Here is a 12,371-nt window from a genome sequence, read left to right as displayed (position 1 = left end):
GCCGGAATCAAGCAAACGACGGACCCAGAACGGTGATAGACAAGGCGGCATGGGCGTTCTCGACGGTAAGGCAGCGTTGGTCACCGGGGGCTCGCGGGGCATCGGTGCGGCGATCGTACGGCGGTTGGCGGCGGACGGTGCCGTCGTCACCTTCACCTATGCGAGCAGCGAATCCGCAGCGGCGGACGTGGTGGCCGAGGTCAGGGCGGCCGGCGGTTCCGCGACCGCCGTACAGGCTGATCAGGCCGATCTGTCCGCGATCGACGGGCTCTTCGATCGCGCGGCCGAACCGACCGGCACGTTGGACGTCTTCGTGTGCAACGCGGGCCAGGCGATGGTGAAGCCGATCGCCGACGTCACCGTGGACGACTACGACCGGATGTTCGCGACCAACGTGAAGGGACCGTACTTCGCCATCCAGCGCGCGGGCCGCGTGCTGCCCGACGGCGGCCGGATCATCGCGTTGTCGACCCTCAACACGGTGATGCCGGGCCCCGGGATCTCCTTGTACGCCGCCGGTAAAGCGGCCCTCGAGCAGTTCGTGAAGGTCGCCGCGCGGGAGTACGGGCCGCGCGCGATCACCGTCAACACGGTGTCCCCGGGCGCGACCGACACCGACATGTTCCACGACCACAACCCGCCGGAGATCCAGGACGCCCTGGTCGGGATCACGGCGCTCGGCCGGATGGGTGCGCCCGCGGAGATCGCCGACGTGGTCGCGTTCCTCGCCGGTCCGGACGCGCGGTGGATGACCGGGCAGAACCTGCGGGCGACCGGAGGGATGCTGGTCTGAGCACGAAAGACCTGCTCGGCGACATCGACGCCGCCGCCGACCCGGCGGTGGCCGAGGTGTTGTCGCGCTATTTCCAGTTGCAGCCCGGCGGGTACGGTCACGGCGACCGGATGATCGGCGTGAAGCTGTCCACGATTCGCGCCCTCCTGAAGCCGTACCTGCGCGCCGACCTCCCGCTGTCCGATCTCGAGCAGGCGTTGACCAGCCCGGTGCATGAACACCGCCTCGCCGTTCTGTGCCTGCTCGCCGACCGCGCGGCCCGCAGTCGCAAGCCCCGTACGGCGAACCCTGCCGAACTCCAGGCGATCTACGAGCTCTATCTGCGCAGTACGGCGTACATCAACAACTGGGATCTGGTGGACTGCAGCGCACCGCAGATCGTCGGCGGATACCTGCTCGACGAGCCGCGGGACATCCTCTACGCCCTGATCCGGTCGACGTCACTCTGGGAACGCCGGATCGCGCTGGTCGCCACGCAGTACCTGATCGGCCAGGGCCAGACCGCGGACACCTACAAGCTGTCCGTCGAGGTCCTCGACGATCCCGAAGACCTGATCCACAAGGCGTCCGGCTGGATGGTGCGCGAGGCGGGCAAACGCGTCTCGGAGGACGAGCTCCGCGCATTCCTCGACCGGTACGCGCCGCGGATGCCCAGGACCATGCTCCGGTACGCCGTCGAACGCCTGGACCCCGCGACGCGCCGGCACTACCTGCAACTGCCGCGCGCCCGCTAATTGATTGCTTCAAGCAACCAGTCGCCGAATGTCGACAAATCAGTTCGGCTTGGCGTCGGCCAGCGGCGGGGCCTCGAGGGCGCAGTGCCGGTGGTGGATGTCGGTGGTGAGCACGTGCCGGAGCTGCTGCCCCGGGCGGTCGCCGAGGGTGACCCAGGCGATCACGCTGCCGCACGCGGCCAGGACGGCGGAGATCACCAGCGCGTTCCCGAACCCGTCGTGGAAGGCCGCCGGGTCGCGGTACGTGTCGCCGGTGATGCCGGCCGCCATCGGGATCGCCGCGACCGCCATCAACTGCGCCGACCGGGCGATCGCGTTGTTCACGCCGGACGCGATCCCGGCGTGATGGTCCGCGACCGACGACAGCACGGTCGCGGTCAGCGGTGCGACGGTCGAGACCAGCCCGAGCCCGAGCAGCACGACCCCCGGGAGTACGGCGGTGAAGTAGCTCGTGCCGCTGTCGATACGCAGCATCAGCAGGAACCCGCCCGCCATCAGGAGCGGTCCGACCGTCATCGGGATGCGAGGCCCGATGGTGTCCGCCAGACCACCGGCGTACCCGGACAGGGCGAGCATCAGCGCGGTCATCGGCAGCAGCGCGGCGCCCGCCCAGAGGGCCGAGTAGTGGAGGCCGGTCTGGAGGTACACGACGACGAGGAAGGTCGACGTACCGAGGGCGCCGTACACGACGACCGTGACCAGGTTGGCGCCGGTGAAACGGATGTTGGCGAACATGCCCAGCGGCAGCATCGGGTGCGAACTGCGGCGCTCCACCTCGATGAACGCGGCCAGGCCGAGTACGCCGATCGCGAGACTGGTGAGGACCAGCGGGTCGCCGAAACCGTGGTCGCCGGCGCTGATCAGGCCGTACGTCAGGCCGGCGAGACCGAGGGTGGCGAGAGCCGCGCCGGTGAAGTCGAGTTTGCCGGTCGCGTTCTCGTCGCGGGTCTCGGGCACGTGCCGGAGCGCGACGACGACGGTGGCCAGCGCCAGCGGTGCGTTGAGCAGGAAGATCAGCTGCCAGTAGCCGCTGTCCACCAGGGTGCCACCGACGAACGGACCGACCGCGGCGGCGACCGAGGTCAGACCGGACCACATCCCGACCGCCTTGCCGCGGTCGGAGTGCTGGAACGTCGTCTGCAGGATCGCCAGGCTGCCCGGCGTCAGCAGGGCGCCGCCGATGCCCTGCAGGACCCGCCCGGCGATCATCACCTCGAGGGTCGGGGCGAACGCGCAGAGCACCGACGCCGCCGCGAACCAGACCGCCCCGATGACGAACGTCCGTCGCCGGCCGAACCGGTCGCCGAGCGAGCCGCTGAGCAGCACCAACGAGGCGAGCATCAGCATGTAGCCGTTCACGATCCACTGCAGCCCGGCCATGTTCGCGTTCAGGTCCTCGCCCATGGCCGGCAGCGCGACGTTCACGACGGTCCCGTCCAGGAACGCCATCCCCGAGCCCAAGGCCGTCGCTGTCAGCACCCACCGGCCCCGCGCGGTGCCCAGCGCGATCCGCTCGTCAGTCATGGAGTCAGGGTCGCAGATGGGTCCGGCGTACGACGAGGGTCTCGCGCGAACGTGACGGCGCCGGCCGTGGACCGGGGTTTCGGCCGGTCACGGGTGACCAGGTAACGGCCGCGCTGCACCCCCAGCACCAGCGCGACCGCCACCAGCAGGCGCACCGCCGGACTCCGGAGCTCCCCCACCCCCGTTCTCCTGGCCGGAAGGAACTCGGGACCCGCGGGCAGTAGCGTCCTGTCCAGAGGTCACCGCCCCCCATTACGGACCTGACCGATTCCCCCGGCTCCGGCCGGCCCGACTTGCCGACACGATACGCCCGAAATGCCGGGTGTGGGGGAATTCCTCCGCTATTTTCTGAGCGGCCGGGGAATGTCGGAGCGGAGGGTTTCCGGGTAATCCGATGGGGCCGGCAATAAGTCTTTTCGAGAATTTCTGGTCCGATAACGGTGTTGTTCAGCGGCGCTCGCGGCAACTGTCGCCGGGCGCCGGGGACGGTGACCGCGGGCGGTCCGGCGGCGGCGGGCGATAGGCTCGGCGGTCATGGCCAGGTATTTCGACATCCATCCCGAGAACCCTCAGCGGCGGTCGATCGGGCAGGTGGTGGACCTGCTGCGCGGGGACGGGCTGATCGCGTACCCGACCGACTCCTGCTACGCGCTCGGCTGCCAACTGGGGAACCGGGACGGCATCGACCGGATTCGCACCATCCGGCACCTGGACGACCGGCACCACTTCACGCTGGTCTGCGAGAACTTCGCCCAGCTCGGGCAGTTCGTGCACATCAGCAACGCCGTCTTCCGCTCGATCAAGGCAGCTACCCCCGGCAGTTATACGTTCATCCTGCCGGCCACCAAGGAGGTCCCGCGCCGGTTGCTGCACGCGAAGAAGAAGACCGTCGGCGTGCGGATCCCGGACCATGTGGTCACCCAGGCGCTGGTCGCCGAGCTCGGCGAGCCGTTGGTCTCGAGCACCTTGCTGCTTCCGGGCCACGAAGAGCCGATGACGCAGGGCTGGGAGATCAAGGAAGAACTCGACAATCAGATCGACGCCGTCATCGAAGGTGAAGCCGGAGTCGAACCCACCACGGTCATCGACTTCTCCGACGACGTCCCGGAGATCGTCCGCGTCGGCTCAGGAGACCCCACCCCGTTCGAGTGAACGGGCTTACCAGCGATCCCAGTGCAGGACCTGCTCGCGCGGCACTCGCTTCGCCGGCCGGAAATCGGTTCCGATCGTGAACGCCAGCGGGATGAACGCGGCCAGCATCACGTCGTCGTACGGAACGCGCAGGACTGTCGCGAGTTCACGCTCGAGCGGGCCTTGAGCGGTCGTCCACACCGTGCCGAGGCCGCGCTCGCGGGCGGCGAGCATGAAACTCCAGACCGCCGGCAGGATCGATCCCCAGGTCCCGGACTGCACGGCCGCCGACGCGTGGTCGGTGCGTCCCTCCACTGCCGGGATCACGAACGCGGGCACCCGGTGGATGTTGTCCGCCAGGTACCGCAGGCTGTCGAACACCCGCTCGGTGGAGCCGGCGTGATGGTTCATCCGCCGTACGTCGTCCGTGGTCAACGGCTGTCTCTCGGCCTGCGCCAGTGCCCGCCGGAAGATGTCCGCGACCGCCCGCCGCTGCGCGTCCTCGGTGACGACCAGAAAATGCCATCGCTGCCGATTCCGCCCCGTCGGCGCCTGGGTCGCGAGATCGATGCACTCCTCGATCAGCCTGCGCGGCACCGGCCGGGAGAAGTCGAGCCGCTTCCGGACGGCCCGCGTCGTGGACAGCACCTCGTCGGCCGACAGGTTCAAGGTCATCGCCAGATCCTTCCACTAACAGATAATCTGCTTCAGAACTATCTCGTAGCGTATCGCAGATTTGTGCCAGGTGGTCGCCCGTGGGTCGGCGGTGTCTGCTGACACACTGGGCGCGTGACCTACACACTCGACCTGAATCCTGACGAGTTGCTCACCACGACGCGGACGGTGCGGAAGCGGCTCGACCTGGAGCGGGCGGTGCCGATGGATCTGGTCCGGGAGTGCATCGAGATCGCGCTGCAGGGGCCGTCGGGGAGTAATCGGCAGACGTGGCACTGGCTCGTGATCACCGACGCCGAGAAGCGCGCCGCGGTCGGTGAGTACTACCGGCGTTCGGTGGAGCAGTACCTCGCCGGTCCGGGAGCGGCGGGCAAACTCCACGCGGACGACCCCGAACGTGCCGCCGTCCAGCGCCGGGTCGGCGACAGCGTGGCCTACCTGGGCGAGCGGATGGGCCAGGTCCCGGTCCTGGTGATCCCGTGCCTCAAGGCCACGTCGTTGCCGGCCGGAAATCAGGCCGGCCTGTGGGGCTCGATTCTCCCGTCGGCGTGGAGCTACATGCTCGCCGCGCGCGCCCGCGGCCTCGGTACGGCGTGGACGACGCTGCACCTCACCTACGAGCAGGAGGTGTCGGAGCTGCTCGGGTTGCCGGAAGACATCCGGCAGACGGTGCTGATCCCGACGGCGTACTCGATCGGGACCGACTTCAAGCCCGCCCCCCGGCAGCCGCTCGACGAGGTCCTGCACATCGACGGCTGGTGATCCGGCACCGCCAGGATCAGACCGCCCGGATCACGAGGCGGCCATCTCGTCGATGGTCAGACCACTGAGCACCGACCGCGGCTCGGTGACCGTCAGATCCAGACCCGGGTCGGCCGCGTCGTCCTTCACCTTGACCAGCAGCCAGTCGCCGCCGGTGCGGGTGAAGGCCCAGGCTCCGTTGAGTTTCACGCCGTGCAGTTGCACCTTCAAGTGCCCGCGCTCGATCGCCTCGGCCGGGTCGACCAGCTGCTGCCGGTCGTCGCGGGTGAGATTCGTGTAGACGCCGGCGTCCCAGACGATCACGGCACCGCTGCCGTACTGCGCGTCGCGGTGCACACCCTCGTACGACGCGTACTCCAGGTCGTGGTCGGTGGTGAACACGGCCAGCCGCTTCACGATCGGGTCCAGCGACGGGCCGCGCGGCACCGCCCAGGACTTCAGCACCCCGTCCACCTCGAGCCGTACGTCGTAATGCCGCCGTCGGGCGTCGTGCAGCTGCACCACGAAGATCGGCCTACTCACAGGGCTCCCTGGTCAATTCGAGTTACCGTTAACGATCCGTCACCTGGCGGTTGTAGGCTTTCTCCTGGTTGAGAAATCAGCCCCCACTACTTTCCCATCACATCCGCCCCTGTCCAGAAGCAGGTGCCATGCCCGTAGCCCCTTCCCCGGCGCGGCCGATCGCCGTTCAGGTTCTGATCGGCGGACGCTGGATCGCCGGCCAGGAGCTGGGTCGCCGGACCGGGACGGCCGGGACCGACGAGGTTCTCGTCAGTCATCACGGCCATCTCGTCTGGGTCGACCACAGCTCGGTCCGTGAAAGCTGAAACCCCTTACAGGTAAGGGGTTTCAGCAAAGAGCTTTCGCAACCAGGTTGCCGATCTCGATCGCCGACGCCGAGCCGGCCGGATCGAACAGCGTCCTGGTCAGTGCGAACGTGACACCTGCGCGGGTGTCCGCCCAGGCGACGCTGCCACCCATGCCCGGCCAGCCGAACGACGCCGGGCTCTCCTGCGCGCTCGATCCGAGCCGGCCGATCGCGTAACCGAGGGCCAACGTCGCCTCGTTGCCGAGCAGTTCGTCCGACGCGACCAGCGCCGGCCCGGTGATCAGCGGGACCGACTCCGGCCGGACCAGCCGTACTCCGTCGACCTCGCCGATCAGGCCGGCGTACAGCTTGGCGATGCCGCGGGCATTCAGGATCCCACTGGACGGGTCCTCGATCGCGAGTCGCTCCGGGCGGTTCAGTTCCGCGGCCCGGGGCTGCATCACCGGCGGGACGACCTGCGCGAACATCCCGGCGAGCGTCGCGAACGTCTCCTCGGCGCCGTCCGGCTCCACCAGTTCCGCGAGCCGGTGCCGCTGGTCCGCGGGCAGTGCGAAGAACACGTCGTCTGCGATCCCGAGCGGTTCCACAATCTCCCGCAGTACGGCGGAGATCGTCCGGCCGGTCGCTCGCCGGACGATCTCGCCGAGCAGCAGGCCGACCGTCTCCGCGTGGTACGTCATCTTGGTCCCGGGCTCCCACCACGGTTCGGCCGCCGCGAGGTACGCCGTGATGCGCGGCGTGTCGGCGAGTAGCTCCGGAGTGGTGTCGGCCGGGAGCGCGGGGAGTCCGACCGAATGGGTCAGGACGTGCCGCAGGGTCGCCCTGTCCTTCCCGTGCGCGCCGAACTCCGGCCAGAGGTCCACGATGGGCTGGTCGTAGTCGAGCACCCCGCGATCCACCAGCACGTTCGCGACCGTCGCGGACGCGCCCTTCCCGGTGGAGGCGGCCCAGTACAACGTCTCCGACGTCACACCGTCGCCCGCGACCGCGTCCACGACCAGCTCACCGTGGCGGTACACGGCGACCTGCAGGCCGAGCTCCGTCCCAGCCAGTTCGTCGATCCGCCGCTGCACTACCTCTTGGAGATCCATGCAGGTACGTCGGAACGACTCCGGGCCTTTTGACATGTCTCATGCATAGTCGAGCGCGAACCGGATCGTCCGCTCCCGCTCCGCCGCCGTCCCGACCGGGCAGAACAAGAACTCCGTCGTACCGGCATCCGCGAACCGCTGGATCTCCTTCGCCACCGTCGCCTCGTCGCCCACGACCGCGGTCTCCTCCGGCCCCGCCTTTCCGCCGCGATCCAGCACAGCCCGGTACGACGGCATGCTCCCGGCGGCACCGTAGTTGGACCGGATCCACTCCCGGGTCCCGTCCGGGTCGTCGGTGACCGCGACGCAGACGCCGGCCACGACCTGCGGCTCCGGCCGTCCCGCGGCACTCGCCGCCCGGTCGATCGTGGGACGGATGAAGCTCTCGATGACCTCGGGCCCAGCCCAGCTGGTCGTCGTACCGGCGGTCAGTTCGCCGGCCGTCTTGAGCATCCGTGGGCCGAGCGCGGCCAGGATGAGCTCGGGTGCCCCGGCGCCGGTGATCGCCAGCCGGCCGCGGGCGGTGACGCGTTCGCCCTGGTAGTCGATGGCCGCACCGGCGACGAGCGGGCCGAGCGCCTCGACGTACTCACGGATGTAGGCCGCGGGCCGGTCCATCGACAGGCCGAGCATGCCCTCCACCATGTGCGGGTGGCTCGCGCCGATGCCGAGCATCAGCCGGTTGCCCGTCAGTGCCTGCACGCTCAGCGCCTGCGCCGCGAGGGTGAGCGGGTGCCGCCCGTACGCCGGCACGACGCCGACGGCGTACTTGATGCTCGAGGTGTACGGCGCCACTCCGGCGATCAGCGTCAGCGCGTCCCAGCCGAGCCGCTGGCTGAACCAGATCCGGTGCACGCCGTTGTCCTCGGCTGCCTTCGCGGCGGCGCCGATCTCGTCGATGGTCAGGCCTTCTTCGTCGATCCACAGTCCGATCCTCATGTCCACCAGTCAACGGGTCCGGGGCCCGCCGACCCAGACGCAGTTACGCTGTGCAGCGATAACGAATCGTGATCGCCGGAGGTGGCCGATGGAGCTGCGGCAGCTGCGGTACTTCGTCACCGTCGCCGAGGAACTGCACTTCGGCCGGGCCGCCGAGCGACTGCGGATCGTCCAGCCGGCCGTCTCGCAGCAGGTCGCCCGGCTCGAACGCGAACTCGGCCTGCAGCTGCTCGACCGCTCGTCCCGGCACGTGCGACTGACCGGCGACGGCGAACGGATGCTGGCCGAGGCGCGCAGCGTGCTCGCCGCCGCGGATCGGGCTGCCGAGGTTGCCGCCGAGCTCGCATCCGGGCGTTCCGGCGTACTGCGGATCGGGACCGCGCCCGGGTTGCGTGATCGGCTCGAGCGCGGGCTCGCCGCGCTGCGCGATCGGACGCCCGATCTCGAGATCCGGCTGACGTCGGGCAGCGTCGGCGAGTATCTGGCCGCGCTGCGGGCCGGTGAGTTGGACATCGCGTTCGTCCGCGGGGAGGTGGCCGCGGCCGACCTTCTGGTGACCGAGCTCTGGCGGGATCCGCTGTCGGTCCTGGTGCCGTCGGCGTACCAGGCCGAGGGCGGCGTGAAGCTGATCGATCTGGCCGCGCTGCCGTTGCGGCTGCCGGCTGATCCTTGGCTGCAGGAGAAGCTCACCGCGGCCTGCCGGGCGGCGGGTTTCGAGCCGGTCATCGGCCGGCCGGTGGACGACTTCGAGGCCGCGATCGTGGAGATGTCGACCGGGGCGCCGGCCTGGACCGTGGTGTACGGGACGTCGTGCGAGCCGGCCGAGGGCGCGCTGTGGATGGGGCCGTTCGCGCCGGCGTTGAGCGCGCCGGGTCAGCTGGTCGTCGCGCCCGGGCCGGGCGCCGGGTGTGTCGACGTACTGCTGGCCGCGTTCGCCTGAAAGACCCCCGGCGGGCCCTGACAGCTCCGCCGGGGGCGATGTGTCGAGTACTCAACAAGCACCGGATCGTACGGGGGAAATCGCGTTCCGAGGAGGGGTCGTCTCATAATTCGCGGCACGAACGTTTGATGGCGCCCGGTGAGCGGTCCCTGACACTGCGGCATTATTGTTGGTAGTTGCAACCAAATATCGGGCTGAGTGAGGACCTGAACAGCCGTTTCCGTCCCCGGGCGCAGTGCACCCACCGCGCCTGGTTGGAGCGACCCCGCCGTACGAAACGGAAGCTGATGTCTGCCACCCAGACCCCGTCGGCCATGCCTCCGGCCGGCAGTACCCCGCCGCACCGCTACCGCTCGCGGTACGCCGACGGCGACCCGGAACCCGCACCGGCCGCACCGCCACCGCCGTCCGCGCCGCCGGCCGGCGGAGCGGAGCTCTCGCACCGGGAGATCCTGGAGATCCTCGCCGGCCTGCTCGCCGCGCTGTTCACCGCGGTGCTGAGCTCGACGATCGTCAGCAACGCGCTCCCGACGATCATCGCCGACCTCGAAGGCTCGCAGACGCAGTACACCTGGGTGGTCACCGCCAGCCTGCTCGCGATGACCGTGGCCACCCCGGTCTGGGGCAAGCTGTCCGACCTGCTCAGCAAGAAGCTGCTCGTGCAGCTCGCGATCATCATGTTCGTGGTCGGCTCGATGCTCGCCGGCGCCTCCCAGAACGTGCCGTTCCTGATCGGCGCCCGGGTCCTGCAGGGGCTCGGGATGGGCGGGTTGATGGCGCTCGCCCAGGCGATCATCGGCGCGGCGATCCCACCCCGCAACCGCGGCCGGTACTCCGGGTACATGGGTGCCGTGATGGCGCTCGCGACCGTGTCCGGGCCGCTCGTCGGTGGCGTCATCGTCGACACCGACTGGCTCGGCTGGCGCTGGTGCTTCTACGTGTGCGTGCCGCTCGCCGTAGTGTCGCTGATCGTCCTGCAGCGGTTCCTGCACCTGCCGGTGGTGAAGCGCAAGGTCAAGATGGACTACCTCGGCGCGGTGCTGATCGCCGGCGCCGCGAGCCTGCCGCTGATCTGGGTCTCGTTCGCCGGCGACCACTTCGCCTGGTGGTCCTGGCAGACCGGCGCCTACCTCGGCGGTACGGCGCTGCTCGCGATCCTGGCCGTGGTGGTCGAGGTACACGCCGCCGAGCCGCTGGTCCCGGTCCGCGTCGTGCGCGAGCGGACGACGGCGCTGGCGATCCTCGCGAGCCTCGCGGTGGGGATCGCGATGTTCGGCAGCGCGGTGTTCCTCGGGCAGTACTTCCAGGTCGCCCGCGGGTACAGCGCGACCGAGGCCGGCCTGCTGACCATCCCGATGATGTTCGGGTCGTTCCTCGGGTCGGTCGGGTCCGGGCAGCTGATCACCCGGTTCGGCAAGTGGAAGCGGTACCTGGTGATCGGTGGGCTGTGCCTCACCGCGGGCCTCGGGGTGCTCGGGACGATCGACCACGAGTCGCCGTACTGGTACGTCGGCCTCGGGATGCTCGCGATGGGCATCGGCATGGGCATGACGATGCAGAACCTGGTGCTCGCGGTGCAGAACACCGTCGACGTCAGCGAGGTCGGCGCGGCGAGCGCGACCGTCACCTTCTTCCGCAGCCTCGGCGGTGCGGTCGGTGTCTCGGTGCTCGGTGCGATCCTGGCGACCCGGGTGAAGGACCTGATCACCGAGCGGCTGCACGAGCTCGGTCCGGGCGCGGGTGCCGCGGCGCAGGGCGGGTCGGGGAGCGTCCTGGACGTGAAGTCGCTGCCCGCGCCGGTCGCGGAGATCGTGCGGCATGCGTACGGCGACGCCACCGGGCGGATCTTCGTGATCGCGGCCGGGGCGGCCGTGGTGAGTCTGCTGGCGGTGCTGATGATCCGCGAGGTGCCGCTGCGGCGGACTGTCTCGATCAATGCTCCGGCTGCGGACGGCGCCGCGCCTGCGGATGGGACGGTTCGGGAGACGGTGCCTGACGATCCGGCCGAGCGGGCGGCCGTGGTGGCGCTGGACGTGATCACGTCGGCGGAGCGGACCGCGCGCGAGCGGGAACGCGAGGCGAGCGAGCGGGTGCAGGCGGCGGCGAACACGATCCGCCAGATGCGTACGGACGTCGCGGACCTGTTCACGCGGGTGGATCAGCAGATTGCCGCGTTGGAGAACACGCTGCCGGACAGCGACATCCCGCAGCCCGCCGCGGCGATCCTCGACGCGCAGCGGCCCGCGGGTGAGTTGGTCGACGAACTCCGCCGGTACGAACTGAGCGTCCTCAGCGCGAGTCAGCGGACGGCGGATCATCTCCGCGAGACCGCGCGGTCCGACGCCGAGGAACTTCGCGGAACGGCTCAGACCGAGGCCGACCAGTTGCGCGAGACTGCTCGCGCCGAGGCCGATCGGTTGCGCACCGCCGCGCAGACCGAGGCGGACAAGTTCCTCGCCGAGGCCCGCGCCGAGGAGCAGGAACTCCGCGACCGCATCACCGAACTCCAAGCCGTCGAACGCCGCCTCCTGGGCACCGTCCGCGACGGCCTCTCCGAAACCCCCACCCCGCCCGCATCCCCCACCACGCCCACGCCCACAGCAGGCAACGGCTACCCCGAAGACGCCACCACCCGCCAACCCTTCGGCTGACCCATCGCCGAGCCTCCCGTAGCCGGTCCCCTCACCAGCCTCGGCAAGCACCACCCGCCGAGTCGTGCAGAAAGGTTGTCGACACGATCGCCGAGTCGTGGCGGGCGGTTCGGCTTTCGCGGCCGTTTTCCACGACTCGGCGGGTGAGGGGTCCGCCGACCCGGTTGCCTGGTCTTTGGCTGCTCTCGGGCCCGTCGGTTCGGGTTGACCCCGCCGCCCGCCGAGTCGTGCAGAAAGGTTGTCGACACGATCGCCGAGTCGTGGCTGGCGGTTCGGTTCTCGCGGCCGTTTCCCACGACTCG

The 12,371-nt window shown here is 69.7% G+C and carries 12 protein-coding genes; 7 read left to right on the top strand and 5 right to left on the bottom strand.

The genetic code is table 11. From position 1 onward, the window contains the following. The first annotated feature begins 49 nt into the window (after positions 1–49). Positions 50–793 carry an SDR family oxidoreductase gene (locus ACFYRH_RS01840; protein ID WP_387766520.1) on the top strand — a complete coding sequence of 248 codons (744 nt, stop codon included), beginning with the start codon at positions 50–52 and terminating at the stop codon, positions 791–793. Beyond that, positions 745–1,527, top strand: a complete 783-nt coding sequence (locus ACFYRH_RS01835; RefSeq protein ID WP_387766517.1) for a DNA alkylation repair protein — start codon at positions 745–747, stop codon at positions 1,525–1,527. Before ACFYRH_RS01840 ends, ACFYRH_RS01835 begins: the two co-directional genes overlap by 49 nt. Before the next feature lie 39 nt (positions 1,528–1,566). Here ACFYRH_RS01835 and ACFYRH_RS01830 read toward each other — a convergent pair whose 3' ends face one another. Next, positions 1,567–3,051, bottom strand: coding sequence for an MFS transporter (locus tag ACFYRH_RS01830; protein ID WP_387766514.1), 1,485 nt, complete (start codon positions 3,049–3,051; stop codon positions 1,567–1,569). 534 nt (positions 3,052–3,585) lie between these two features. Here ACFYRH_RS01830 and ACFYRH_RS01825 point away from each other — a divergent pair. Continuing rightward, entirely contained in the window at positions 3,586–4,203 is a 618-nt protein-coding gene (locus tag ACFYRH_RS01825; protein ID WP_387766511.1) for an L-threonylcarbamoyladenylate synthase, read from the top strand. Between the two features lie 6 nt (positions 4,204–4,209). On the opposite strand, the gene ACFYRH_RS01820 is transcribed toward ACFYRH_RS01825, so the two are convergent. After that, on the bottom strand, positions 4,210–4,857 hold the full coding sequence (locus ACFYRH_RS01820) for a nitroreductase family protein (RefSeq protein ID WP_387766508.1): 648 nt from the start codon (positions 4,855–4,857) through the stop codon (positions 4,210–4,212). Between the two features lie 114 nt (positions 4,858–4,971). Here ACFYRH_RS01820 and ACFYRH_RS01815 point away from each other — a divergent pair, with 114 nt between their 5' ends. Continuing rightward, positions 4,972–5,619, top strand: a complete 648-nt coding sequence (locus tag ACFYRH_RS01815) for a nitroreductase family protein (RefSeq protein WP_387766505.1) — start codon at positions 4,972–4,974, stop codon at positions 5,617–5,619. A 30-nt stretch (positions 5,620–5,649) separates the two neighbouring features. Here ACFYRH_RS01815 and ACFYRH_RS01810 read toward each other — a convergent pair whose 3' ends face one another. Further along, the gene (locus ACFYRH_RS01810) at positions 5,650–6,141 is read right to left on the bottom strand and encodes a DNA polymerase ligase N-terminal domain-containing protein (RefSeq protein ID WP_387766502.1); all 492 of its coding nucleotides are present in this window, start codon (positions 6,139–6,141) and stop codon (positions 5,650–5,652) included. A gap of 128 nt (positions 6,142–6,269) precedes the next feature. Here ACFYRH_RS01810 and ACFYRH_RS01805 point away from each other — a divergent pair, with 128 nt between their 5' ends. Then, positions 6,270–6,446 carry a hypothetical protein gene (locus ACFYRH_RS01805; protein ID WP_387766499.1) on the top strand — a complete coding sequence of 59 codons (177 nt, stop codon included), beginning with the start codon at positions 6,270–6,272 and terminating at the stop codon, positions 6,444–6,446. A 22-nt stretch (positions 6,447–6,468) separates the two neighbouring features. On the opposite strand, the gene ACFYRH_RS01800 is transcribed toward ACFYRH_RS01805, so the two are convergent. Both ACFYRH_RS01800 and ACFYRH_RS01795 read right to left on the bottom strand, forming a co-directional pair. Then, positions 6,469–7,539 (bottom strand): serine hydrolase domain-containing protein, encoded by a 1,071-nt coding sequence (locus ACFYRH_RS01800; protein WP_387766496.1) that lies wholly within the window; start codon positions 7,537–7,539, stop codon positions 6,469–6,471. Positions 7,540–7,578: 39 nt separating this feature from the next. Next, the gene (locus ACFYRH_RS01795) at positions 7,579–8,478 is read right to left on the bottom strand and encodes a TIGR03564 family F420-dependent LLM class oxidoreductase (RefSeq protein WP_387766493.1); all 900 of its coding nucleotides are present in this window, start codon (positions 8,476–8,478) and stop codon (positions 7,579–7,581) included. 88 nt (positions 8,479–8,566) lie between these two features. Between ACFYRH_RS01795 and ACFYRH_RS01790 the strand changes: the two genes are divergently transcribed. Further along, positions 8,567–9,418: a LysR family transcriptional regulator gene (locus ACFYRH_RS01790; RefSeq protein WP_387766490.1), complete on the top strand. Its 852-nt coding sequence runs from the start codon at positions 8,567–8,569 to the stop codon at positions 9,416–9,418. Positions 9,419–9,705: 287 nt separating this feature from the next. Beyond that, on the top strand, positions 9,706–12,069 hold the full coding sequence (locus ACFYRH_RS01785) for an MFS transporter (RefSeq protein WP_387766487.1): 2,364 nt from the start codon (positions 9,706–9,708) through the stop codon (positions 12,067–12,069). The last annotated feature ends 302 nt before the right edge of the window (positions 12,070–12,371 follow it).

It is taken from the genome of Kribbella sp. NPDC004875 (assembly GCF_042873375.1).
Lineage (GTDB): Bacteria > Actinomycetota > Actinomycetes > Propionibacteriales > Kribbellaceae > Kribbella.
Note: the sequence above shows the minus strand (reverse complement) of the source record. Positions and strands in the feature narration are given on the sequence as shown.